Raw genomic sequence first — 26,757 nt, 5'->3', positions numbered from 1 at the left:
ACGATACTTAACACATACTCAAATGAAAAAACATTTTATACTCTTTTTTTTACTGATTTCAACATTTTCATTTTCTCAAAAAAGACCCGTTCAGATTTCAGATTTTAACAACTGGAATTCTATAACTGAAATAAAACTTTCAAATAGTGGTAATAAAATTGCCTACCGGCTTAAACCAGGAAAGGGTGATTCCAGAACCATCGTTTACGATGTAAATAAAGATAAACCAGATACATTTCATCTATCTACCGGCCTGAAATTCAGTGGAGATGCAAATCTAGCTGCCTTTAAAATTGAACCATCTCTTCAACAGGAACGTGAGGCAAAAAAAATGGAGAAACCTAAGGCTAAACAGCCAAAAGATTCTCTTGGCATTTACCTTTTCGCAAAAGATTCAATGGTTAAATTTCCAAAACTGAAGAATTTTGACATCCCAGAAAAAAATGGAAACTGGGTGGCATTTACTACTGAAGAAAAGTATTTACCTCCTGAAGATACTACAATAGCCGACTCTCTTAAGACTAAAAAACCTAAGCTGCCAAAGGGAGGAAATAACCTGGTCATTTTTAACGGTTCAACTCTGGATACTATCCTGATACGAAATGTTACGGATTTTCACTGGTCAAAAGCGGGAAATATACTTGCTTATGCCGTTGAAAAAGAAGATTCCGTCACAACTTCATCCGTGCATTATTTTGATCCGAAAACACGGCAAAAGCATACCGTAAATACAATTACAGGTAAAGTGACTAAACTGACAACGGATGATGACGGGGAGCAAATGGCCTGGCTAAGTTCCACCGATACCCTTAAAATTAAAACGTGGCAACTGGAATTTTATTCAATCAAAGACAATAAGGTAAGTATCATAGCAGATACACTTTCCAAGGCCTTACCAACAGGCTGGGCACCTTCAGAACATTCCGGACTTTCCTTCTCAGAAAGTGGCGAAAGGTTATATTTCGGATCAGCACCAAAACCTGTTCAGGAACCTAAGGATACGCTGTTAAACGGCGAAAAGGTTAGTTTGGATATCTGGTCATGGAATGATCTGGAGCTACAACCCCGGCAAAAATTAAATCTTAAACGTGATAAAAACAGGACTTATGCTGCTGTTTATCTGGTAGATAAAAATAAGGTGGTTCAACTGGCAGATAAAAACCTTAAATATGTGCGATACAGTACAAAATGGGACAAAAAATATGCATTATTATATACGGCAGATCCTTATCTGCGTGCAAGCAACTGGACCGGTAAATTCATTAACGATTATTATCTATCGGATATAAATACGGGGGAACGTAAACTTTTAGTAAAAGCCAAAGATCGAGTCAATATTTCTCCGGACGAAAATTATGCGGTATACTTTCAGCCTTCTGATAGCAACTATTATATCATCGATATCAGAAAAGGAAAATCGCACATTCTTAATAAAAGCATCTCAACCATGCTGGTTAACGAGGAGAATGATATTCCCTTTGATCCGGGAAATTATGGCATTGGAGGCTGGAGCAAAAATGATGCATACATCTATTTGTACGATCGATATGACATCTGGCAGGTTGACCCTAAAGGCAAAACTGATCCGATCAACCTAACTAACGGCAGGGAATCAAAAACAAGTTACAGATTTATTGATCTGGATAAGGATCATGACTACATGGACCCGGGACAGAAACAACTCCTGAAAGTCTTTGATGAAAAAACCAAGGATTCAGGTTATGCAAATTTGGATCTACAAGCTCACAGCGGACCAGTTAACATATTTTTTGACGCCAAATATTACAGCAATCCCGTAAAAGCAGACGATTCTGACCGTATGTACTATACAAGACAAGACTGTAATGAATACCCCGATTTATGGGTTTGTAACCGGGAGATGACTTTTAACAAAAAAATATCGGATGCAAATCCTCAAAAAAATGATTTTATATGGAATACCGTAGAGCTTGTAAAATGGTGTTCTTTCAATGGTGACGAACTTGAAGGTCTGCTTTATAAACCCGAAAACTTTGATCCCGAAAAAAAATATCCAATGATGGTTTACTTTTATGAACGCAACGCGGATAATCTCAACAGGTTCAACTCGATATACCCGAGTTATTCAACCATCAATAAAACACTTTATACCAGCAATGGGTACCTTGTTTTTGTTCCCGACATAAAGTACAGAATTGGCTATCCGGGTCAAAGCGCATATGAATGCATTGTAAGTGGAGTTGAAAGTCTTATTGATAGGCATAATTGGGTAGATGCCGACCATATGGCACTTCAGGGACAAAGTTGGGGAGGTTATCAGACTGCTTACCTGGTGACCCAAACCAATATGTTTGCAGCAGCAATGGCGGGCGCCCCGGTAAGCAATATGACCAGTGCTTATGGTGGAATAAGATGGGGTTCCGGATTGAGCAGGATGTTTCAGTATGAACATACCCAAAGCCGGATTGGTGGAACACTGTGGGAAAAACCGCTGCTTTACATAGAAAATTCTCCACTTTTTTATGCGAATAAAGTTAAAACTCCGTTATTAATTATGCATAACGACAATGACGGAGCCGTTCCATGGTATCAGGGAATAGAATATTTTGTTGCGTTACGACGTTTGGATAAACCGGTGTGGATGCTGTCTTACAATAACGAACCACATAATCTGAAGCCATCCAGCTGGGGTAACAGAATGGATCTGTCGACGAGGATGAAACAGTTTTTTGATCATTATCTGAAGGACGAAGAGGCTCCTGACTGGATGATCAACGGTGTAAAGGCAGTTGACAAAGATTTAATGAAAGGGTTTTAATATTAATCATATATTTAATAATATTGCACAAAATAACAGAAAGTCAGATATGAAAAGAATAATTTCGTCAGGAGTATTACTTGTATTTCTTATAAGTAGCATGGTTGCTGAATCTCCTCTGGATCTGGGCATAAAAGGTGGAATTACTTCATCAACGTTTACAATTGACAAAGTACAGAATATATACTATGGTAACGAAAAGCTTACATACAGCGGTAGTGAATTTATACAGGATGCGTCCAATGGATTAAGTATCGGCTTATTTGCGAGGCTCAAAATGAAGCGGCTCTTTTTACAACCAGAAGCAAACTTTGTGGTTCGTAACGGTAAAATGAACCTGGACGTTGTGGATACCCAGGTGAATACCGGCACCGAAAATGCAACTGTTTTAACTGCAGTTACACAGGGCATACAATTGTCCACATTGGATATTCCCGTATTGTTCGGAATAAAAGCGCTTGACCTTAAAGTTTTAAAACTGAACCTGTTTACAGGACCATCAGCTTCCATTATATTAAATGAAAAAATCGACCTGACACCAAAATTTAATGTATCAACAGATCAAACCATTGAATCGAAAGGTGTTTCCATTAATAAACCATTTGAAGACGGGTTTGATCTGGCTCAGGAGCTGGAAACCGCAAACTGGAACTGGCAGGTTGGCGCAGGCCTTGATATCGCAAATTTTTATGTGGATGTAAGATATGAATATGGACTGAACGATATAACCAAACTCGACTTTGTTCAAAAAACCAATATGCTGATGTTTTCAGTCGGCTTTAAATTCTTTTAAAATATTCAAGCCTCTTCGGAGGCTTTTTTTATACCATCCTCGGAAGAACTATAACTGCATTAATTTTCGATATTTCATTGCAGGTTTATATTTTTGTAGTAAAATTTAATTGTATGCAGGTTGCTGAGAATATTAAAACGATAAAATCCACACTGTCAGAAAATGTAACATTGGTAGCTGTTTCAAAAACCAAACCCGAAAACATGATTATGGAAGCATATGCTACCGGACATCTTGATTTTGGTGAAAACAAGGTACAGGATCTGACGGAAAAACATGACCACCTGCCCAAAGATATTCACTGGCATTTTATAGGACACCTTCAAACCAATAAGGTTAAATTCATAGCCCCTTTTGTATATTTAATTCATGGTGTTGACAGCTTTAAATTATTACATACAATAAATAGAGAAGGTGAAAAGAACAACAGAATCATTTCCTGTTTGCTTCAACTTAAAATTGCTGAAGAAGAGACAAAATTTGGCTTATCAAAAGATGAAATCAACGACATTCTTAGATCAGACGAATTTAAAGCGCTTCAGAATGTAAAAATTAATGGGCTGATGGGAATGGCTTCATACGTTGAAGATGAAAATCAGATTAACCGGGAATTTAAATCCCTGCAAAGCTTTTTCAGTACATTAAAGCACGAATTTTTCAGCAACGATCCGGACTTTACAATCCTTTCCATGGGCATGTCGGGAGACTATGAACTTGCGGTAAAAAACGGGAGCAACATGGTTAGGATCGGCAGTTCTATATTTGGCGAACGGGAGTATAAAAAATGATTTTTGGTACACAGCCAAGAATAGTTATATTTGCTTTATAAAATTCATTATATCAGATGATAAGTTTAAAGACTTCTTATTTAGGCCTTGAGCTTGAGAACCCACTTATTGCTAGTAGTTCCGGCCTCACCAACTCCGTAGAAAAAGTATTGGAACTTGAGAAAGCAGGCATTGGAGCAGTGGTATTAAAATCGTTGTTCGAAGAACAGATTAATATGAATGCGGGCAACGCCATGGACCAAAGTCAGGATTATCCTGAAGCATATGATTATGTAAAAAATTATGTGCGGTCAGAAAATCTTGAAAACTATTTGAAGCTGGTACGGGAATGTTCCGAACAGACTAGCATTCCTGTTATCGCAAGCATTAATTGCTATTCGGGTGGTGAATGGGTGGATTTTGCAAAACGCATTGAAGAAGCAGGAGCTGATGCGCTCGAATTGAATGTGTTTATCATGAACGCATCTTTAAAGGATGATTCATCATTCGATGACAAACACTATGAAATAGTACGTAAGGTTAAAAAAGTAGTCAGCATCCCGGTATCGGTTAAAATAAGCTACTATTTCAATAATATTGTAAAAGTGGTAGACAGATTGAAAGGAGAAGGCGCAGAAGGGGTAGTTCTCTTCAACAGGTTCTATCAGCCTGATATAAACATTGATAAACTGGAACTTACCGCTTCAGATATATTTAGTGTTCCAAGCGACCTTCACAATACATTACGTTGGGTTGCCATTACATCAGGGCAGACAGACCATATCGATATTTCAGCATCCACTGGTGTTCATGACTGGGACAGCGTCATAAAACTTATTCTGGCCGGTGCTCAAACCGTACAGGTTTGTTCAGCTCTTTATAAGAACGGAAATGGTATTGTTTCACAGATGACCACTGCACTTGAAGAATGGATGAATCAAAAGGGATTTAATACCCTGAAAGATTTCAGAGGGAAACTGAACTACAGCAATAGTGAGGACCCTGCATTTTACGAGCGTGTACAGTTCATGAAGTACTATTCATCGCATAAATAGAGAATTTCAGTATTGAATTTTGCTGTAAATCAATCTGTTCTTAACACACCGGAATAATTTTCATATTTTTTTAAAAAAATATTTGGTGCGATTAAAATAACAGTCTATATTTGCAGCCGCAAACGAGAAAAAAGTTTGCAAAAAAACACATGTTGGCCCGTTCGTCTAGGGGTTAGGACGCAAGATTTTCATTCTTGAAACAGGGGTTCGATTCCCCTACGGGCTACAAATTAAAAGATTAAAGAACAGATTAATGGCACATCACAAATCAGCATTAAAAAGAATTCGTCAGACACAGGCAAGAAGATTGCATAACAGATATTATGCAAAAACTGCGCGTAACGCAGTTCGCAAGTTGAGAAGCATTACTGACAAAACTGAAGCTGCAGAGTTGTTACCTAAAGTTTCTTCAATGCTTGATAAGCTTGCTAAAAAGAACCTGATCCACAAAAACAAAGCAGGTAACTTAAAATCGAGTTTAACAAAACACGTGAACGCTCTTTAAGGACCGCTTTAAAGATATTTTAAAGCCTTTCAAATATTTGAAAGGCTTTTTTTGTGCCCTAAGATTTCTTAAATTTGGTTTGATAAATACCCAAACCAAACTAAAATGAGCTCCAACATCACCATTAAAAACTGGGCACTGGAGGATCGTCCACGCGAAAAGATGCTTTATAAAGGATCCTCTGCCCTCTCCGATGCCGAACTACTTGCCATTCTAATAGGTTCCGGTACCAGGAAAGAATCTGCGGTAGAACTTTCAAGAAAAATTCTGGCCGAAGCGAACAACAATCTTCCTAAACTTGGAAAGCTCAGTGTGGATGAGCTTGTAAAAAAATTTAAAGGCATAGGACCTGCGAAGGCAATAACAATAGTCGCTGCTCTGGAACTGGGCAAAAGAAGAAATCTGCACGAAGTAAGCCAAACGGAAAAAATCACGTCAAGTAAAGATGTGTACAAACTGTTTCAGCCCGTTATGGCAGATTTAAACCATGAGGAATTCTGGGTACTGTACATGAACCGGTCTAATAAAATAATCTCGAAACGAAGGCTAAGCCAGGGCGGTGTAAGCGGAACTGTAATCGATCCACGACTTGTATTTAAGCCTGGATTGGAAGTACTGGCCAGCAGTGTCATCCTTTGTCATAATCATCCATCAGGAAATAATTCTCCAAGCGATGCTGATATTCAGATTACAAAAAAGTTAAAAAAGGCAGGAGAAGTACTTGACATTTCGGTACTGGATCACCTGATTATTTGCGAAAGCTCGTATTACAGCATGGCTGATGAGGGAATAATTTAAAACATACTCCAGTTATAGACATAAAAAAAGGTGTCTGAAAAGGCACCTTTTTTTAACTTAACAAATCCATTTTGAGATTACTAAGAAAAGAACCTGCAAAACAGAACATTTAGTTAATGGTTACTCATACCGGTAACCTTTAACTCTGATAATCAGCTCGCCAAACCCTATGAAAGCTCTATAGAGTTTTTGTTTAATAGCGTTGACCGTCTTCATAACAATTGTTTTTTAATATTAAATTAAGCAATCACAAAACAAATTTACATTATATTAATACTAAATCCTAATTTTTAATGCATTTATTTTACTTATAATTAATAATTAAATCGCATTTATTCGTATAATCAGGTGATTTGAAGAAGATTAATTAATCTTAAATTGATAATAAATACATCAGGATTCAACAATAAAAAATCAGGCTGGTACATAAAATCAAACTCCCTTCGTTCTGAAAGGATGATTCTTGAAGAATGAAAAAAGTTCTAAAAATGTGTATATAATTGCACAGCGTATTATTCAGGTTTCTTTTATAATGCGCTTAATGCCCAGCTCATTAGACAACATTCTTAAAATGATAGAAAGAGCTAAAAATGTGGTTCCCGGCTTCAGACTGGTCACAACAACCTGCGAATTCATTTTAATATGAAAAATAACCAATGCGATAATAAATACGTCAAGCATGCTCCATTTATCAGAAATATAGTGTGAAAGATTAAACAACTTCATTTTTTTAAAAGGCGGATAAAAGAGAGAAGCTCCCAGATGAATAAATTTAACAATGGGAAACACAATAGTAAAAAAGAAAATAACAGAAGCCAGAAAATATTCTTTCCCATGCCAGAAGTATACAATTGAGTCCCATAATGTTGTTTCGGTATAACCAAAAGAAATAATCAGCTGCTTTTTGGTCGACATAATGGGCAGTGAAAGTCCCAGATAAAAGAAAAATACTGCCAGCATTAACAACATAGCAGCAAGGTACCACCTTAAATCAGGCTTTCCATTGCTATTCAATCGATATTTCAATCTTTGTTTTATCGTCTGTTGAATCTGAATCAAGAATCTTCAAAAATTCCTCGCCAATCTCCTTCAACGCTTTAAGTCCTTCTTCCAGCCCTCCTTTCAGGTCATTTCCATTGCGATAGAGTGCATATTTTATGGCCAGTTTTTTTACGGTAATTTGTTCTTTTACGTCCAGTTCCTCCTTAAACGTTAAATACCATTCGTCCGTAAATTTATTGAACTGTTTATCCTTTTTCTCCCACACTTCATCCGTATAGTCTTTATACGACTCTCCCACATTTTCAACAAAACTGTTGAACAGGGCAAGATAGGCATCTTTGGATCGCGGCTCAAACGAACAACTATTCAGTACAGAAATAAGCATAACACTGATGACAAAAAAAACTTTAGAGGTCTTCATTCGTTTTAATCTTAAGTTAAACAGTATTTTTAGAACGTAAAAATCCTTTATAAAGTTACACCGAATTACTATAAAATGAAATTTGAAACCAGATTAATCAAAGGTACACTCATAAAACGGTATAAACGTTTTCTTGCTGATGTAAAACTCGAAAACGGCGAAATCATAACTGCTCACTGCACCAATTCAGGAACCATGAAGAGTTGTCTGGAAGCTGGCGCCGATGTTTATCTTTCACCGGCAAAAGATCCGAACAGAAAAACAAAGTTTACCTGGGAAATGATACAAATTAATGGTGACTGGGTCGGGATCAACACCATGAACCCAAACAAATTCGCCTTTGAGGAGATCGGTGCAGACCGCATTGCAGGATTAACCGGATATACATCTGTAAAAAGAGAAGTGAAATACAAGGACAGCCGGTTTGACATCATGACTGAAAAAGAAGGTGAAACCTGTTTTATTGAGGTCAAAAATGTAACATTGAACGAAGACGGAATTGCTAAATTTCCGGATGCGGTTACCACAAGAGGCTTAAAACATCTTCAGACATTAATGGATGTAAAAGAAAACGGTATGCGAGCCGTGATGCTTTACATCATACAGCGCCTGGATGTGAATCATTTTGAACCGGCGCGGGATATTGATCCTGACTATGCCCGGAAACTTGTTGAGGCACACAAGAAAGGTGTTGAGATTATTCCGCTACAGGTTAAAGTGACCCCGGAGGAAATCGTGAGTCATAAAATTTTACATTATATTCTTGAGCCGGAAATAACAGAAAATGTTTAATAAAAATATACTAAAATGAGTGTGTTACTTGAATTTGCGATGTTCCCAACCGATAAGGGGGAAAGTGTGAGTCATTATGTGAGTCGTTTACTAAAGGTGATAAGGGACAGTGGAGCGACCTATGAGCTTACACCTATGGGAACAGTAATTGAAACTGAAACAATGGATGAAGCACTGGTTATGATCAAAACCTGCTACGACCAACTGGAGCCGGATTGCAACCGTATTTATTCATCATTGAAATTTGACATTCGCAAGGGTGAACCTGGTCGGATGAAAAAAAAGATGCAATCTATTCGCGATAAAATCGGTGAGGTATAATCTATTTCAAGTTATATATTTCAGATTTTATAATACAATATCAGGCTGTACGCCTAACCGGTTACAGTTTGGCAATGCACATCAATCTGATGATTGAAGCTAATTCCGTAATGCCAGGTAACGCTGACTCTGATTTATCACTATTTCAACTTCTAAATCATCATTTTTGTAATACCATTTTACGCGTTTCAGTAAAACCGGCTGTTTTGATCTGGTAAAAATAAACTCCGTCATCCAAATCGGCGGCATTAAAACTTATCTCATACAATCCTGCCGATTTTTTCTGATTCACTAAAACAGAAATTTCTTTGCCTGAGGCATCAAACACTTTCAGCGATACAGGACCGGTCTCAGGATTTCTGTAAGTGATTCTGGTTTCTGAACTGAAGGGATTAGGATAGTTCGGTTCTGGAAACAAACTGGTATTTTCCCCATCCGGTATTATATTCGCTAAGGTTATTCCTCCACCATTTGTAGTTTTAAGAATAACCCCGTTTCTCCCCGCAATATAACCTGTTTTATTATCACTAAAACAGATGGAATTTATCCAGCCACTGAATCCCAGTATTATTTCCTGCCAGTTGTTCCCACCATCATTTGTTGTAAAAAGGGTGCCAATAAAATTTCCATCCCTATAATCGAACCCACCGGCATATCCGATTCCTGCATCTGTAAAATAAACCGAATAGAAGGATACAAATTCGCTAATGCCATCTGAGCAACTGCGCCAGGTAACACCACCATCTGTTGTTTTAAGCACGGTTCCATCATCTCCCGCAGCATAACCTGAAACCGGATCAGTAAAATAAACTGAACGAAGTGTGGCGTCTGTTCCACTGTTTTGTGAGACCCAGCTGATCCCACCATCAGACGTTTTAAGTAGTGTGCCGTCATCACCTGCAATAAAGCCATTAGTCTTGTCTGCAAAGAACACAGAGTTCAAATCATTTGTTGTTTCCAGCGCTATCTGTTCCCAATCGGCTCCTTTGTTCGTAGTTTTCATTAAGGTTCCGTTGTTGCCGGTTGCAAAACCATTATCGCTATCAATAAAATAAACAGATGTGAGCCATTCTGACGTGTTGCTGTTTTGCCATACCCATTCATCTCCTCCGTTCGATGTGGTGAATATTTTACCTGCACCAGCAACGGCACAGGCATTATTTTCATCAACGGTAAAAACAGCGTTCAAATCTGAATGGACGGGGACTGACTGTTTGATCCACTCTTCGCCTCCGTCTGTAGTGTGCAGAATGGTATTTTCCTCTCCTACTGCATAACCGACGTTATTATAAAAGTGTATCGAACTGATGTCATAATACGTAACACTGTTGTATGCTTTCAGCCAGGTTGATCCGGCATCTTTGGTTTTATACACACTTCCGTACGAACCTACCACATAACCTGCATTATTTACGAAAGAAGCAGAATTACCTCCAACCTGATTTGTAACTTCAAACCAGCTTTCTCCGGCATCATTCGTTTTAAACACCTGACCTCCACCAACGGCAAAACCTGTGTTTTTATCCGTAAAGCCTATGGTTGAAAACGTTGATGTTGTGCTGCCTCCCTTCTCAAGCCATGTTTCACCGCCATCCGCGGTTTTTAATATTCTTCCTCCCAAACCTACAGCATATCCGGTATTATCATCTGTAAAACATACTGAGTTAAGCCGGCTGCCATCTTCTGTTTGTGCGACCCAGGTTGCACCGCCATCTTCAGTTTTATAAATAAAACCATGCGGACTAACAAGACCGGCTACACCTACGGCATACCCGGTTTGAGCATTGGTGAAGAACAGGTCATACACTGTTCCTCCCTGGCTAATATTCACTGCATTCCAGCTTAAGCCTCCATCGGTAGTCTTTTTGCAGGTACCGTTTTCTCCGGCAGCAAAACCAATATCATTATTCACAAAAAACACAGCAAATAACCAGTCGCCGTAACCATCGTATTTCACCCAGGTTGATCCACCATCCTTTGTACTCACTATATTTCCATCAGCTCCAACCGCATAGCCGGTATTTTCATCCGTAAAGAAAACTGAAGTAAGAGCGCTGTACACTCCACTCATCTGATAGTCCCAGTTTACACCACTATCTGTTGTTTTCATAATAATACCGATTGAACCAACGGCGTAACCGGTATTTTCATCCGTAAAAAATACCGAATTAAGCGTGTTGCCCTGAGGCTTAGGATTTTGATATCTCCATTGTGCCAATACCACGTTTGAAACAAGCATAAACACCAGGGCAGATATCAATAACAATCTGTGTTTGATAATTTTATGTGATGCCATAATTAATAGTTTTACTATCATAATTTATATGACATCGGAAAACACTTAAAATGTCATCATAGGAATTTGAAATAATCCTAAAAACCTTTATTGCAAAAGACTAAATTTTTATATAGTTTTTTATTTCTTGAAAGACCGGTAAAACTTAATTATGGAGATTGGACTATCGCTTAACCAGAGGAATAGTTTACTTACCGGTTTTCTTTTTGAGTTTATATTAATATCTCAAATTTAAATCTTTCCATACTATCTAAGAATACATCAAAAATCTAAGATTTCTAAAAAGGAAGTATCCGTCGATTGACGAACGAAGGAATTTCACAAAAAGTATTATGCAAAACATAGGATGACTGGAAGAAACAAAAATACTAAGTACGAGAAGCTACGCGAAAATAATTAAGATTACTTATAGACGAAGATAGAACCTGTACCGAATGAAGATATCCGGGTAATAAGATATCCGAAGACGCAAGTTCAACAAATCTTAAATATGGTACTTATAGTTTTTATAAAAACTATATATTTGTTTTGGTTTGTTGATTTTACACTTTATATAATTATTTTAAAAAAAGTCCTAATGAAAAAAATTGAAATTTTAATTATCTGTTTTATTGCCATCCTTACTTCATGTAAAGAAGATGAGTATCTGCCAAATTTAGAGATACCTTCAAATTTTAATGTGACGAAAGGAGAATTCACGAATAAAATTAATATTAGTTGGAATATAGTCGAGGAAGCAAAAAACTATCAGATTTTCAGATATGATAGTTTGAATAAGGATTATATCATGTTTAAAGAGCTTTCGGACAATTTTTTTTCTGATACCACAATAAAAGAACCTGACAGAAAATTCTATTACAGGGTGAGAGTATTCAATTCCGATAGAAGTTATAGCAAGTTCAGTGAATATGATTATGGCTATATTATTAAAAACTATACCGCAACTTTATCCCGTCCAATTGAAGTAATTGCCAGTAAAGGAGACTATGTGGACAGAATTAAAATTACATGGAATTCTGAACCTGCTAACAATACTTTTGAAATCTATAAATATAATATAACTACTAATAATTATATAAAAATTGGAGAAACACAAAATAAATACTATGAAGATTTTGATTGTGAGAATTTTGATGACACATTCTACAAAATCAGAATTTATAATTCAGAAAAGGAATTTAGTGAATTCAGTGAAGTTGCGAGTGGTTTCAAAAGTCCATTTGACAAGGAAATACATTCATTTGATCTAACTGTAAACAACAGTACAAGTTCCATAATTCTTAACTGGGAAAAAATAAAGGGAGCCGAAAAATATTATTTATATAAATCCATCTCCGATACCTTAATGTTTGAAATTATAGATTCAACCGATACGGAATTGCTTTTTGAAGATTCTGAATTACAACCAGGAATTGATTGTTTCTATAAATTGAAGGCATATAATAAAAGAGTTGGTTATACTAACTTTTCAGAAATAAGAAATGGATATGTTTATGAAAAATGGCAGCTAATCAAAAGTATAGGTGAAAGAGGAAGTGAAGAAGGTAATTTTAACTTTCACTATGACATTGTCGTAGATAAAAACGATAATATCTATGTATCGGATGGAGGAAATGAAAGGATTCAAATCTTTGATAAAGATGGAAATTTTATCAAAATATTTGCCACATTAGACGAACCCAGAGGAATGGTATGGACAAAGGACAGCAACCTTATTGTTGCTGACACTTATAAAAATATGACTCTTTTAAACCGAAAGGGTGAAATTATTCATAAATGGCTCGAAAATAGTGGAACATTTAACGACGCTGATATAGACCAGAATGGAAATATTTATGTATCCAATATTAATATGAACAGAGTGTTCAAATTCGATAATAACTATAATCAGGTGCATTCATGGGGTTCCAAAGGTGTGGGAGACTATCTTTTTACTTATCCCCGGGGCATATTATGCTATAATAATAAATTACTTGTTTCGGATGACAATGTTGTTAAATGGTATACTTCCGATTGTGTTTTTATTAAAACCTGGGATTTTGGTTTTAGAGTAAATTATATGATAAAGGAAGGTGAATATATATATATGGGTACATCAAACGGTATTTATAAGATTAATGCTGAGGGTAAAATTCTTGCAAAAATTGGTGAAAACCAGTTATCATCCAATGGCATTGTTATCGATAATCAGGGAAGACTAATTGCAGTTAACACTTCAGATCGAAGCATTTTATTCTTTAAAAGGACATTTTAGGTATGCCGCATTATAAATAAATAATATTCACATGATTTGTGGTTAATACAACATCTATAAAAAAATTTAATCTGATCTCACTTCAGACCTTCAGGCTAATGCTGCGCTTTGGCTACTTCCCGGTACGGTGTACCGGGTTAGTGTATTCAGTCCGTCGGACTGGATACAAAACACGTTAAAACATTACGGCTTTTACACTGTAAACCAATTACAATTTGTTCAACGACAAATACAGACTGAAAACCTGACCAATTACTCATGAAATGCAATGTCAGGCTTTATAGCAAAGCGAATACCCACGATGAAGGTATGGCTGATAAACATTAACGATTTAAAGATGTAGCGTAAAACGCTACGCCGAACAATAGTACCGTCAAGTCCGGTTTCCACTATTTTGAAAGCTAGCTTTTACAAAGGTAAAAACTTTGGAAAAGGTTTTATACGAAGAGAGAAATTATTCACTCCAGCTGTCCCGGTCAAGGTTACGGTATTGAATGGCTTCGGCAATGTGTTCTGCCAGTACATTTTCTGAACCGGCTAAATCAGCAATGGTCCGGGAAACTTTTAAAATACGATCGTATGCTCTGGCAGAAAGATCGAGTTTTTCCATGGCATTTTTCAGCATGGCAAGGCTTGCTTCGTCCAGTTCCACGTATTTACGGATCATTTTAGAACTCATTTGCGCATTGCAGTGCACATCTTTTTTATCCTTAAAACGTTCATCCTGAATCTGTCTTGCCTTCATCACCCGTTCCCGTATTAATGCGCTGTGTTCCGATGGCCGTTTATCAGCCATTTTATCAAACGATACCGGAACCACTTCAATGTGTATATCTATTCTGTCAAGCAAGGGGCCCGAAATGCGGCTGAGGTAGCGTTGAACAGCTCCGGGTCCGCATACGCACTCCCGTTCCGGATGGTTGTGATACCCACATGGACATGGATTCATAGAAGCTACCAGCATAAAACTGGCTGGATATTCCACTGAAAATTTTGCCCGTGAAATGGAAATTTTACGATCCTCCAGTGGCTGCCGCATCACTTCAAGTACCGTACGCTGAAACTCTGGTATCTCATCCAAAAACAATACGCCGTTGTGTGCCAGTGATATTTCACCCGGCTGTGGATAGGTTCCACCTCCGACCAGTGCAATGTTTGAAATTGTATGATGAGGTGAGCGAAATGGCCGTGTAGTCATTAAAGACGTACCCGAATCCAACCTGCCGGCAACAGAATGTATCTTGGTCGTCTCAAGCGCTTCCCGCAATGTAAACGGTGGCAGAATAGATGGAATTCGTTTGGACAACATGGACTTTCCGGAACCAGGAGGTCCAACCAGAATTATATTATGCCCACCGGCAGCTGCAACTTCCAAAGCCCTTTTTACATTTTCCTGTCCGCGCACATCAGAAAAATCCAGCTCGCCTGTTCCAAGATGCTGGAAAAACTCTTCCCGTGTATTAACCTTAACAGGATCAGGATCAAACTCACCATTTACAAAATCCACCACCTGTTTCAGAGTTTCCATACCGTAAACCTCTATCCCGTCAACTACTGCGGCTTCTTTCACATTTTCCACAGGCACAATAATCCCTTTAAATCCTTCATGACGCGTTGTTATAGCCATGGGCAAAACACCCTTTATTGGCTTTAACCGTCCGTCAAGTGACAACTCTCCCATCATTACATATTCTTCCAGTCTGTCGGAATTGATGTACTCAGATGCGGCTAGAATACCAATGGCGAGCGGAAGGTCGTAAGCGGCACCTTCCTTACGAATATCGGCTGGTGCCATATTTACAATAATCTGTTTTCTGGGTAACTTAAGTTCTATTTCATTTACGGCAGATACAATGCGTTCATGACTTTCTTTCACAGCACTGTCCGGCAGACCAACCAGAAAAAATTTTATTCCTTTTGAAACATTAACTTCAATGGTGATTGTTTTCGCATCAATACCAATAACAGCAGAGGCATAAGTTTTTACGAGCATGGTTTAGTTTTAAGTGTTTCGGTATTATAAAAAAACAAATTTCTGCGCTGTTTTGCAAATCAAATGTTAAAACAGGAGTCCTTTGCTTATTTATAAGTGTTCTATTGGCATGAACTGGCCATTTTTTATATTTTTACTTTTTTTAAACAAAGAATGAAATTTTTAACATTATATATTTTCTTCATTGTCATTGTATTTACCAATACGTCATGTCAAAAAACGGAAGCGGTAAATAACGATGAACGGTTTATTATTTTAAATGATCCGATCGTCAAAACAAATCCTGAATGGTTAAAAAAAGGTGTGGATGCCTGGGGGCTTGTTGTATACGCTAAAGGTGGAAAGGCAATGTTTGGAAAACCTGTTCATTGTGAAATTTTAGATGTTTCTTTAAGAGGTGTAAGATGTAAAGCACTTGAGAAAGTATCTCTTTTTGACCAGTTTAACTGTTATAAAATTGGTATTGAAAAAGATGAGATATGGTTTGATGCGCCACAGGATATTTTTAAAACAGAAACCGATGCAAAAGATTTTTTAAACCAACATAAATTACTCCTTGAATTATAAATTAGTACTATGCGTTTATCATTATTTATTCTGGTTAGTGTTTTAGCCTTAAACACCATTAGCGGACAAGTTACCTGGAACCAAAAAAAAATTGCGGATGGATCCAACCTGCAAAAAATGGTAGTTGTAGATGAAAATACAGCAGTTATTGTGGGATTAAATTCAGTAATTAAACAAACAACAGATGGCGGGCAGAGTTGGCATGATGTTAACCTTCCCGACTCCATTGGTAAATTTGATCCTGAGGCTTTAGACTATTATGATCTGGCTGTATACGGTGATACTCTTCTCACCTGCCTGAAAAGGATTAAACTTACGGACGATGCAAAACCGGAAGATTATGTCAATTCTATGTTACTGATTTCGTACGACAAAGGGACAAACTGGAATATCTTCAATTATGCTGCCATTAGCGATGCATCCAATATTCCGGCAACAGATGCATTTGCAGATAGTTCTTATTCCATTGATATTATTAATGTTGCCATGGATGGCAAAAAGAATATCTATACCTACGCTAACTGGGTCGAAACAAATGGAACAGAACAAAATAAACACAGTGCATTTTTCACATCTTCTGATTTTGGTGAAAGCTGGAAGAATATCTTTAACTCAGACTTTGAGGGAACAAGTATCAAATCGATATTTTTTAAGGATACTATTGGATTTCTGGGAGGCAATAAAACATTATACACAACTCAAAATGGCAAATGGGTAGACATAACTGCAGGTTTGGTAACGGCTAATGAAAACGACGCAAATTTTTATGTATATAACATCGTTGAGGCTGACAATAATCATTATCTGATAGCAACAACAAGTGATGGTATTTATGATTATTTCCGTGAAGACGACAGCTTTTCCAAGCTCAGTTCGGTAGGATGCAACGATCTGTTCTATCTGGGACAGCAAAACATACTGGCTGTAGGATCCGTTTCGAAAACTGCTTTAACAACAGACTGGGGACAAAACTGGGATGCATATTCTCCAGGTGAAACTATTTTTGATGCCGGAGGTATTCTTGGGGATTCAATTTATGCACTGGCAAGTGATTTTGTTTTTACAATGAATATTACAGATATGGATCTTCCTGATTCATATCATCATGCAATTTATAACAGTGATATAAATGTGTTAAGGACCGGTTACAATATTTTCACTGTAAATTCAAAAGTGCAGGCAAAATATGATGTGTATAATCTGAATGGTAAGGTATTGATCAGTGATTTTATATATTCCGGAAGTACAACCGTTGATTTGAATGCCTTAAGTCGTGGCATTTATATCTTCAGAACTACCGATATTGACAATCGTATCTCGGTCCATAAGCTAATTATTCAGTAGTTTCAATGCGGCCAGGCAGGTTATTTCTGGGCATATTGTTTTCTGTTATTTATATAACCGTAACAGCCCAGATAAAGAGTGTGTCCGGCACAGTTACGGATGCGGAAACAAAAAAGCCACTCCCATTCTCAACCGTGATAAATGCGGATGACTATTTTATGGTGATCACTGACCAGCATGGTAAATTTACAATCAGCACTTTCTCTGATTCTTCGCGAATAGTTATATCTTATATCGGTTATAAAACTGTTGAGATTTTTGCAAAACAGGCTGCAGATAGTATTGCGCTCAAAAAGGAATCGTATAATTTACAAACGGTTACTGTTTCAGGAGAAGAAAATTCCATAACAGAAAACAGTACCTATATTGGTGAAACTGCCCTTTCGTATTTACAACCGGCGGGGCTAAAAGATGTCTTTCAACTTTTACCCGGAAATATTACCGAAAATCCTGATCTTTCAAAATTTAATGCTCCCCTGATCCGGGAAATCGATTACAATAACACCAGCTCTTTGGGGACTGCATTAATTATAGACGGAATGCAGATTTCGACAAATGCAAAGATGCAGACTATGACTACAGCCAATAGATACGCGGGAGTATCCTTTATAAATATGAGGGAATTCCCGTTTGACAAAGGAAATGACTTGCGGGCCCTTTCTACCGATAACATCGAGTCTGTAAATATTATCAAAGGTATTCCTGCAGCACAATATGGTGATTTAACGAATGCTGTAGTTGAAATAAAAACGAATATTTATTCTCTGAATTCTAAGGCAAAATTAAAATACAACCCCAATATTACAAGTGCAGGATACTCCAAAGGATTTAAGTTAAATGCAAACAATACGGTAGGTGGTAACATTTCTTATACATCATCAACTGAAGATGTACGCATACCGTTATCACACTATAAACGATTAAATATTGCAATTGGATCACGACATATGTTTAAAGGAAACCAACTTTTAACGAGCAAAATTTCAGGCTACTACACACTGGACAAGAAAAGAAGTGATCGTGATCTGATTGTTGATAATGAAAGTTATACTGAAGATAATTCAGGGTTAAGAGCTATTCTGAAATACCAGTTATGGAATTCAGATAAATTTATGAATCATTTTGACATTTCAATTAAATCAGGAATTGACAGGGAGTTGATGAGGATACAGGAATATCTTACATATCGCGAAGCAACTGCAATTTCAACGAGTACAACAAACGGTGAAAATATAGGCCGTATTATTCCTTTTGATTTTTTGTCAAAATACAGTTTCAATGGAATCCCTTTCTCTCTAGGTTTAAATTCAAATATCAGATTCAGCAGATCCATAGCAACAGTAAACACCTGTGCTTTATTAGGAACTGATTTAAATTTTGAGCAAAACCTGGGGAAAGGTTTTGAATATAAAGGTAAATATCCTCCTGTAAGACCTGAATTTACACCACGAAAACAAAATTTTTCAGAAATACCGGCTTTATACCATGGTGCGGTTTATCTTGAAGAAACCATTAATAAGACAGAAGGTCGTCACAGAATAGATGCACAACTGGGACTAAGACAAACGTTTTATAGTTCTCATGGCGTAGGGTTTAAAACCTTTCCCGAACCACGACTGAATGCATCATATAAATATTTAATAAACAAAAATGCCTGGTTAGCCATTCATGTAGGATATGGTGTACAGTACAAAATTCCCATTCTCAAGTACCTGCACCCTGACAATGCCTGGTTTGATATGATCAGTTACAATCAATACAACACGTCAAATCCCGATAACAGTTACCTCGTTTTTACGACCCAAAAACTATCCACTCAAAATCCGGATCTTCTTCCTGCAAAAAGCAAGAAAGCAGAAGTTGGGATCACATTTAATAATCATATTTTACACGCTGTAATTACGGCATTTAAGGAGGTGCATTCTGATGGTATTTTCATTGCTCCTAACTATATCAATTCAACTTACCGGGTGTATGATCCGGGACAAACTGTAGATACCAGACTTCTTCCTGAAGATCAAAATTTGAGTTATACTATTACTAATTTCTATAATAAATATTACTACCCAGAAAACGGAGTATATACCCTGAAAGAAGGAATTGAATACAGTGTAAAAACAGACAAAATTGAACCGGTTCAGACCTATATTAATTTAACCGGAGCATGGTTCAGAACTAAAACCATAACTAATTCCGGAACCGTATATGATATGCCCTATTACGGTACAAGCTCTCAGTTTGACTACATAGGAATTTACAATGGGAGTCGAGGTAAATTATCAGAGAGGTTATCTTCTAACTTAAGGTTTATAACCCACATTCCCAGGGTTCAGCTTATATTCTCAGTTTCTGTTCAAACCATTTGGTTATATTCGTATCTGCCTTTGAGAACAATAGAAATACCGGTTGCCCTGATAGACCGCGAAGGCAACATCTCTGATTTTACAAATGAAATGCTACGCGATCCGTATTTTGCAAGTTATATTCAAACGCCTTCGGAATCGCATTATTTAAAGGAATCATTTCCGGTTATTTCACAGATCAATATGAAATTATCAAAAGAGATCAGACAAAAGCTTAAGGTGTCTTTTCTGGCCAATAATATATTTAACAACAGACCGTTGGTTGAGCAGAAAATAAGCAACAGCCTGATTCGGGTTAATACACCTTTATATTTTGGATTTGAATTATCTTACATAATAAAATGAAAAAATTAATTTACATAACGCTCATCACCTTGTGGTTAATAAGCTGTAATGATGAATTTGACAGAAATCCTGTTTCACTGTCCCTGCAGGTTAATTTTAATGACCAGTTCGGATCAGTTGCTGTTGCTAATATTCCGGTTAAACTCAGACACCTTCAGAAAGATGTATCTATTACGGTCTATGCTAGCTCGGATGGCAAGCTGGTATTCGAAAATCTTGATCCGGGTTTTTATAGTTTATCTACAAGTGTTACAATATCGCCGGAGCAGGCAGAGATGATATCGCAGGAACATTTTAGCGATTCTCTCGTACTTAATGCAAATAAAATCATTTCAGTACTCGAATCTACAGAAGACACACTTATAGTAGTTCCTGCATTCAAGAGTGATCTGATAATTCGTGAATTCTATTATTCCGGTTCCCGCAGTACTTCAGGTAATCTTTATTATGCTGATCAGTATCTTGAGCTGTATAATAACAGCAACAGGACCGTTGACATCAGTGGTATTATTATTGCAAAACATGAATCAGTAGGTTATGGTTTTAATCCATGGAGCAACGTTAAAGACAGCGTGGTTGTGGATATGCTGTGGCAGATTCCTGAAACAACAAGCCAAAACCTTCTTTCACCGGGCAAAAGTGTCGTTATCGCGCGCGATGCCATTAATCATAAAACTGATCCCAATGGAAACATCAATTCTCCGGTAGACCTCTCAGATGCCAATTTCGAATTCTATGTCATTTACGAGGACAAACCGGATTTGGATTCTCCGGCAGAGAATCTGCTCGAATTATTTACGAAGACACCTAGTCAGGACATTACGTTTTATGTCAGATTTGGTGGAGGTTTAATGATACTTGATCCCAAAACAGACAATATTGAAGCATTTATCACAGATCACAAAGAAAAAATAACCTATCCGAACGGACGTATTCGATACGTTGTGTATATACCCAATAGCTGGATTATTGATGCTATTGATGTGCTGGAAAATGAAAATTCTGAAGCTTTCAAACGGTTTCCCGAGTCACTCGATGCCGGGTTTATCTATAATGGGGCTTCAGGTAGTGGAACATGCATATCAAGAAAACTGGTTTCTGATGTTGATGGACGGAAAATATTCAGGGATACGAATAATTCCACCTATGATTTTTTAAATCATCAGGTTCCTAATCCGGGTTTGAATGAATAAGATAAGAACCATCATATTATTTCACATTTTTCTAACAGGACATTTGTTTGGCCAGGCGGATTCCGTATCAACCTTTAATTCGCACCTCAATCTTTTTTCCCGGTTCAGTAGCGGAGAATATTTTAACTGGAATGAACCGGAATATGAAAATCGTTATGGCATATTTTATAGCGGATTTCAATTGTTTAAAGATATAAAGCTTGAAGGAGGTCTATCTTATCAGAGTATAGAACAAAAAAATACTTACTGCCCCTATTACATTCCTGATGTTTATCCATATCTCCTTTTCGAGAAGAGTAAAAAGTCTTTTTACAATAACAACATAAGCTTTTATGGCGGGTATTATCATGATCTGACAAAAAATATAAATTTAGGAGCTCGTATTTCATATACCAATTCAATTAGATACAGCAAAATCGATCCCCGATTTAAAATTACCGGATATATCCTGGATCTTAAACCAGTTATTAATATTAGTTTCTATCAGTTAAAGCTGTGCCTTGAACCATTCTTCATTAATTCGGGTAATGAAATTAATATGCAGATAATGGGTTTATACCCTGTTGAGATCTATCAATTGCTTGGTCTGGGACTTACTGAAAATGTTTTTGACTACGACTCTTATACAGGAGAAATAACGCAGAGAAAAATGGGGATGGACGGCGATATAGCATATACAGGAAAGCGTATCCAGGCAATGTTGAAAGTTGGAGTCCACCAAAATAATTCGAAAGTAAACCAAAGCAATATAAGCTGGAGTGTTTTAATCCCTGAGGCATCGATAAAATCATCAGTATTCTCATTAGAACCAAATATAAGCTTAATAGACAACCGATTTACACATACTCTGTCCTACACATTTACAGGGCAAAATAAAACCGGAAAGGAATACATTAAAAGAAAGTTCAATGACAGTCTTATTGTCAGTGAATACTGGGAAATTTACGGAACGGTTTATAAATACCAGCAAAACGACAGGTTTCAAAAGTTTGCTTATACCCTGAATTTCAAACAAGGTCAAAGCAGCTTCAGTGTAAATAGTGGATTAGAATCCTTAATACATAAGGAAAAATATGCAGGTATTATTAATGTATACAAATACAGTTATAAACTGCTCAGTCCTTTTCTTCTATTATCATTTGAACAACAATGTTCAAAAAATATGTTTTCTCTTGAAGCCGGTTTTTCAAAACAGCTGTTTACGTTATCCGAAAATGATATTCTGGATGGCATAGCTGCTGACTACGTTTACCATAAAGAGATTCAATATTTTAACGGCAATGCCGGAATTTTAAGATTTAATGGTACATTTGGGAAATATCATAAACTGTTTGGATCTGGGGGAGCCGGCTATATTGGTTTAAACAGTAAGTTTATAATACCTGAGAACGGTCAAAGCATGCGTTCTGTAGTTGAAATATCATTACAACTTGATTTTTAGATGAATGTTATTGAAGTACATAATCTGTCCTTTGGTTACGGCACAAAACAAGTGTTGAACAATGTTTCATTTTCACTTCAGCAAGGAAAAATACTTGGATTATTGGGGCCGAATGGTGTTGGAAAATCAACGCTTATTAATATCCTGACCGGATTTCTGGAAACAAACTCAGGTTCAGCATTTATATTCGGAGAACCTTATAACAGACAATCTGTTCTAAGCAAAAGAAGAACCGGTTATTTGATAGAAGGCCATATACAGTACACATTTATGAATGTAAATGAAGCAGAAAAATTTTACTCCAGGTTTTATCCAAAATGGAATTCTGGTCTGTATATCAGCTATATAACCAATGCTAAAATCGGAATGAAGCAAAAAATTAGCACGATGTCCCGTGGGCAACGCTCAAAAGTAGCACTTGCCATTATTATGGCACAAAATCCGGACCTGCTTATTCTCGATGATTTTTCCATGGGCCTTGATCCGGTTTACAGGCAAATGTTTATCAACGACCTGTCTGAATATGCCCGGTCAAACCGAAAAACTGTACTGGCAACATCCCATATTATTCAGGATATGGAAAAGCTGGTAGACGATGTAGCAATTCTTGGATTTCATGATTTTATGCCTCCTTTATTGTTACAGGAGTTTAAAAATCAACATAAAAATCTGGGATCGAACCTGGAAGATATTTTTGTTAACCTTTTTATAGATAAGATATGATACAGAGTATTTTCTATAAAGAATGGTTAAAAACCAAATGGTTTATCATTGTTGGGGTGTTAATGGTTATATTATTTTTATTTATTTGGTTTCAGATACTCAACGCTAAATTTTCCGGTCAGCAGTTTATTAAGAATATCTATTTAATCGCCATAAATAATAAAATGTACCAAAACCCATTACACTTTATGCCGGCAATTTTTGCTCTTATACTTGCGCTTTTTCAGTTTGTACCTGAAATTAACAACCATAAATACAGACTGACCCTGCTGTTACCTGCGAATGAAATAAAACTTTTTGCGCTAATGACCGGTTATGGCTACCTTATTTACACCGGATTCACTATTCTCCTGATTTCTGCATTCTTCATAATAAGTAATCATTTTCTACCTATTCTTTTGGTTCAGGCATCCTTAGCCAATATTATTACCTGGATACTGTCAGGTTATCTAACTTACACCTGGATAACAACTGTACTTTTTGAACCAGGATGGATATACAGGATTTTTCTTTCTTCACTTGGATTCACCGCTATTAGTGTGTCGCTATGGCAAACTGAAAATTTTACAACGCATCAACTGAATTTTGTAATATTAGCATATGTCTTGCTGTCTTATACTATACCCTATTTTACGCTCAACCGCTTAAGAAAAGGAAAACAATGATCAGATTAAGTAAAAATATTGTCATAATTATTTCCATCCTGACTCTGATGTTTTTAATTCCTTTGCTGTTTGATCTGATACTCAGACCTCTGCCAGAAAATATACTAATTACATACAGCACGTATAGAGATGAATTCCTTTTGAATAAGAAACATGGACCAACAACTCTATACTCAACTGCCGATGGGCAGCAAATCAGTAGGGAAACTTACTACAGCCGACTACCGGTTTTTTATTACAGAAAACTTAAAAAAGATGGAACATTGCCCGATTCAATTAAGGGTGAACCTTTGATTATAAGCAATCTTAAAAGACACAGTTATTTTTTCAGGCTGCAGAAGGGAATAGCAGATGAGGTACAACCCGTTCTACTGCCAATGTTTGAAAATACTGATGACGCAACACATTATAGTATTCCGGGCGATTTCTTCAGTTTTAAACATGGAATAAAGTTTATTGATGTTTATACAGGAGAAGAAGATACCGGGAAGTCCGGAAAATTCACAAACAGCCTGGTGAAATCCGGATTTGTTTTTCCTGCCAAACGTATTTTTGGTGATATCCGGGTACAAAAGAATTTTGATAACGGGTATTATTTGCTTGACGCACAGAATCATCTGTTTAACCTAAAGATGGTCAGAGGAGAAGCGGTTACTGAAATCATTCCACTTCCCAAAGACATGACCGTTAAGTTTATTTTTTGTACTGACCCTGTAAACATGGAAATCCTGGCTGTAATCGTTAGTCAACAAAATGAAATATACCTTCATCTGGGTACCACGAATACCGTTATAAAAACGGATATTAATGGTTATAATCCGGCCGTGGATGAACTACTTATTTTTGGCAACCAGTTCAACAAAACCTTTCTTTTTCAGAATGACCGGGAAGTACGGCTTAATGTTATCAATGATAACTATAAGACGTTCAGATCGTTTCAGTACAAAAGAAGCCCGAAAAAATTCCAAACATATGATGCATTCAAAGACTTCATTATTCCGGTAAGGATCACTGTTAATTTCAGAAAAAACCAGGTAATCAAGCCACATTTTGAAATATCAGACGGCCTAACATTTCTGTTGTTTAATCTTATAATGGCTGTCATGTTCTTTTTTATCAGAAAGAAAGAAAAGCCGTACATAGCCGCACTAATTACCCTGATTGCGGGTCTGCCTGCCTTTATTACATTCTTGGTTATCCGGAAAAATTAAGCATTATTCCGAACCAAAATAAATACATTCAAGGAATTCGAATTCCTTTTCAAAATTAGGCGTAAATACTTCTTTTCCCATATTCTCCCGGATTTGATTAATCGGCCAGAATTTACCATCATCAACCTCTTCCCTGTTTATTGAAATATTTTCATGGTCATTACAAATAAAACAATAGACCAACTCCTTTTCCATGTCAGTTTCCCAAACGTATTTGACCAAAAAACGAGGTGTAAAATCTTTAAGTCCAATTTCTTCAAATGCTTCCCTTCGCAATCCCTGTTCTATATCTTCACCGTAATTTAAATGTCCTCCAACTGCAGTATCCCATTTCCCTGGTTGAATAAGCTTATCATAAGGTCGTTTTTGTAAAAAAACTGAACGGTTTTTGATGATGTGAAGATGTACTACCGGATGCATGATTTTCTCCTTTCCATGACATTCTGATCTCGGGATCTTACCCTTTACGCCACCTTTGGCATCTACCATAGGCAACCATTCCACCAACTTCATCCTGTTTCTAATAATACGATACCTGATAACCTGAAACAGTAAATAGCCACCAAATAAAAGATACAGTAATATACTGCTTACAAAAGCCCAGGCTTCTTCACTCATAAAATAAGCAGAGTAAATGACCATTAAAATATGAATAAGAAAAATATAAAAGGTAACTCTGAGGTTAGCTTTAAACTCTTTCATCTGTCCCTCTGTCAACTTCACATCACGCAGATACCTTTGAGACATCTGCATCATAATATTATGTTTTGAAAAGACAGATATTCCGATTAAAACCGCAAATATCGTTTCTATCATTGCGGGCTTTAACTTAAAGTATGCATCATTATGAAGCATCAGAGAAATAACACCAAGAATGATGAGTAACAAAGTATCGGCCAGGATAAAGAAGTCTGTTTTGTGATGCCTTACCAGTACATACACAAACTGTAACACACCAAAAGCTACTGCAACATAAAGCCCCGTCTTTATTCCCCATATACTGTCTGCAACTACAAACAATATAATGGGAATAAACCCGGGCAAAAATTTTATCAGTAAACTTTTAAGATTCAGCATCTGCTAATTATTCATCTTTTTCATTTTGAAAAAC

The 26,757-nt window shown here is 36.8% G+C and carries 22 protein-coding genes and 1 tRNA gene; 18 read left to right on the top strand and 5 right to left on the bottom strand.

Annotated features, from left to right (window positions below; all coding sequences use genetic code 11):
• Positions 1–22: 22 nt before the first annotated feature.
• The 7 genes from ACE01N_RS08380 to radC all read left to right on the top strand — a co-directional run bounded on the left by ACE01N_RS08380 (position 23) and on the right by radC (position 6,715).
• Positions 23–2,797, top strand: coding sequence for an alpha/beta hydrolase family protein (locus ACE01N_RS08380; RefSeq protein ID WP_380587041.1), 2,775 nt, complete (start codon positions 23–25; stop codon positions 2,795–2,797).
• 49 nt (positions 2,798–2,846) lie between these two features.
• The gene (locus tag ACE01N_RS08375) at positions 2,847–3,590 is read left to right on the top strand and encodes a porin family protein (protein WP_375729010.1); all 744 of its coding nucleotides are present in this window, start codon (positions 2,847–2,849) and stop codon (positions 3,588–3,590) included.
• 113 nt (positions 3,591–3,703) lie between these two features.
• A complete protein-coding gene (locus ACE01N_RS08370; RefSeq protein ID WP_380587037.1) occupies positions 3,704–4,378 on the top strand; it encodes a YggS family pyridoxal phosphate-dependent enzyme in 675 nt (224 codons plus the stop codon).
• Between the two features lie 56 nt (positions 4,379–4,434).
• Positions 4,435–5,412: a dihydroorotate dehydrogenase-like protein gene (locus tag ACE01N_RS08365; protein WP_380587034.1), complete on the top strand. Its 978-nt coding sequence runs from the start codon at positions 4,435–4,437 to the stop codon at positions 5,410–5,412.
• A gap of 154 nt (positions 5,413–5,566) precedes the next feature.
• A tRNA-Glu gene (locus ACE01N_RS08360) sits at positions 5,567–5,638 on the top strand.
• Between the two features lie 27 nt (positions 5,639–5,665).
• Positions 5,666–5,917 carry a 30S ribosomal protein S20 gene (rpsT, locus tag ACE01N_RS08355; protein ID WP_375729007.1) on the top strand — a complete coding sequence of 84 codons (252 nt, stop codon included), beginning with the start codon at positions 5,666–5,668 and terminating at the stop codon, positions 5,915–5,917.
• 105 nt (positions 5,918–6,022) lie between these two features.
• A complete protein-coding gene (gene radC / locus ACE01N_RS08350; protein ID WP_375729006.1) occupies positions 6,023–6,715 on the top strand; it encodes a RadC family protein in 693 nt (230 codons plus the stop codon).
• 516 nt (positions 6,716–7,231) lie between these two features.
• Here radC and ACE01N_RS08345 read toward each other — a convergent pair.
• Together ACE01N_RS08345 and ACE01N_RS08340 are read right to left on the bottom strand one after the other, a co-directional pair.
• Positions 7,232–7,741, bottom strand: a complete 510-nt coding sequence (locus tag ACE01N_RS08345) for a paraquat-inducible protein A (RefSeq protein WP_380587029.1) — start codon at positions 7,739–7,741, stop codon at positions 7,232–7,234.
• On the bottom strand, positions 7,722–8,138 hold the full coding sequence (locus tag ACE01N_RS08340; protein ID WP_380587025.1) for a DUF6565 domain-containing protein: 417 nt from the start codon (positions 8,136–8,138) through the stop codon (positions 7,722–7,724). Before ACE01N_RS08340 ends, ACE01N_RS08345 begins: the two co-directional genes overlap by 20 nt.
• A gap of 75 nt (positions 8,139–8,213) precedes the next feature.
• On the opposite strand from ACE01N_RS08340, the gene sfsA reads away from it, so the two are divergent.
• Positions 8,214–8,930, top strand: a complete 717-nt coding sequence (gene sfsA, locus ACE01N_RS08335; RefSeq protein ID WP_380587022.1) for a DNA/RNA nuclease SfsA — start codon at positions 8,214–8,216, stop codon at positions 8,928–8,930.
• A 15-nt stretch (positions 8,931–8,945) separates the two neighbouring features.
• Positions 8,946–9,251: an MTH1187 family thiamine-binding protein gene (locus ACE01N_RS08330; protein WP_380587017.1), complete on the top strand. Its 306-nt coding sequence runs from the start codon at positions 8,946–8,948 to the stop codon at positions 9,249–9,251.
• Between the two features lie 160 nt (positions 9,252–9,411).
• On the opposite strand, the gene ACE01N_RS08325 is transcribed toward ACE01N_RS08330, so the two are convergent.
• Positions 9,412–11,547 (bottom strand): YCF48-related protein, encoded by a 2,136-nt coding sequence (locus tag ACE01N_RS08325; protein ID WP_380587014.1) that lies wholly within the window; start codon positions 11,545–11,547, stop codon positions 9,412–9,414.
• Between the two features lie 577 nt (positions 11,548–12,124).
• Here ACE01N_RS08325 and ACE01N_RS08320 point away from each other — a divergent pair.
• Positions 12,125–13,801 carry a hypothetical protein gene (locus ACE01N_RS08320; protein ID WP_380587011.1) on the top strand — a complete coding sequence of 559 codons (1,677 nt, stop codon included), beginning with the start codon at positions 12,125–12,127 and terminating at the stop codon, positions 13,799–13,801.
• A 454-nt stretch (positions 13,802–14,255) separates the two neighbouring features.
• Here ACE01N_RS08320 and ACE01N_RS08315 read toward each other — a convergent pair whose 3' ends face one another.
• The gene (locus ACE01N_RS08315; protein WP_380587009.1) at positions 14,256–15,794 is read right to left on the bottom strand and encodes a YifB family Mg chelatase-like AAA ATPase; all 1,539 of its coding nucleotides are present in this window, start codon (positions 15,792–15,794) and stop codon (positions 14,256–14,258) included.
• 153 nt (positions 15,795–15,947) lie between these two features.
• On the opposite strand from ACE01N_RS08315, the gene ACE01N_RS08310 reads away from it, so the two are divergent.
• Genes ACE01N_RS08310 through ACE01N_RS08275 form a run of 8 tightly spaced genes read left to right on the top strand, consistent with a single transcriptional unit; the run spans position 15,948 to position 25,646 of the window.
• Positions 15,948–16,361, top strand: a complete 414-nt coding sequence (locus ACE01N_RS08310; protein ID WP_380587006.1) for a hypothetical protein — start codon at positions 15,948–15,950, stop codon at positions 16,359–16,361.
• Between the two features lie 9 nt (positions 16,362–16,370).
• Positions 16,371–17,705: a T9SS type A sorting domain-containing protein gene (locus ACE01N_RS08305; protein WP_380587003.1), complete on the top strand. Its 1,335-nt coding sequence runs from the start codon at positions 16,371–16,373 to the stop codon at positions 17,703–17,705.
• A gap of 5 nt (positions 17,706–17,710) precedes the next feature.
• Positions 17,711–20,413: a carboxypeptidase-like regulatory domain-containing protein gene (locus ACE01N_RS08300; RefSeq protein ID WP_380587000.1), complete on the top strand. Its 2,703-nt coding sequence runs from the start codon at positions 17,711–17,713 to the stop codon at positions 20,411–20,413.
• Positions 20,410–21,606: a DUF4876 domain-containing protein gene (locus tag ACE01N_RS08295; RefSeq protein WP_380586997.1), complete on the top strand. Its 1,197-nt coding sequence runs from the start codon at positions 20,410–20,412 to the stop codon at positions 21,604–21,606. Before ACE01N_RS08300 ends, ACE01N_RS08295 begins: the two co-directional genes overlap by 4 nt.
• A complete protein-coding gene (locus tag ACE01N_RS08290; RefSeq protein ID WP_380586994.1) occupies positions 21,599–23,047 on the top strand; it encodes a DUF6850 family outer membrane beta-barrel protein in 1,449 nt (482 codons plus the stop codon). Before ACE01N_RS08295 ends, ACE01N_RS08290 begins: the two co-directional genes overlap by 8 nt.
• Positions 23,048–23,770, top strand: coding sequence for an ABC transporter ATP-binding protein (locus ACE01N_RS08285; protein ID WP_380586992.1), 723 nt, complete (start codon positions 23,048–23,050; stop codon positions 23,768–23,770).
• Positions 23,767–24,435: a hypothetical protein gene (locus tag ACE01N_RS08280; RefSeq protein ID WP_380586989.1), complete on the top strand. Its 669-nt coding sequence runs from the start codon at positions 23,767–23,769 to the stop codon at positions 24,433–24,435. The genes ACE01N_RS08285 and ACE01N_RS08280 overlap by 4 nt, the downstream gene beginning before the upstream one ends.
• Positions 24,432–25,646, top strand: coding sequence for a DUF4857 domain-containing protein (locus ACE01N_RS08275; RefSeq protein WP_380586986.1), 1,215 nt, complete (start codon positions 24,432–24,434; stop codon positions 25,644–25,646). Before ACE01N_RS08280 ends, ACE01N_RS08275 begins: the two co-directional genes overlap by 4 nt.
• A 3-nt stretch (positions 25,647–25,649) precedes the next feature.
• On the opposite strand, the gene ACE01N_RS08270 is transcribed toward ACE01N_RS08275, so the two are convergent.
• Positions 25,650–26,723, bottom strand: coding sequence for an NUDIX domain-containing protein (locus ACE01N_RS08270; protein ID WP_380586983.1), 1,074 nt, complete (start codon positions 26,721–26,723; stop codon positions 25,650–25,652).
• Positions 26,724–26,757: the final 34 nt, after the last annotated feature.

This window comes from Quyinboa ferrireducens (genome assembly GCF_042436675.1).
Lineage (GTDB): Bacteria > Bacteroidota > Bacteroidia > Bacteroidales > UBA5342 > JBHJHP01.
The sequence above is the reverse complement of the archived record's forward strand: the minus strand, read 5'-3'. Positions and strand labels throughout refer to the sequence as shown.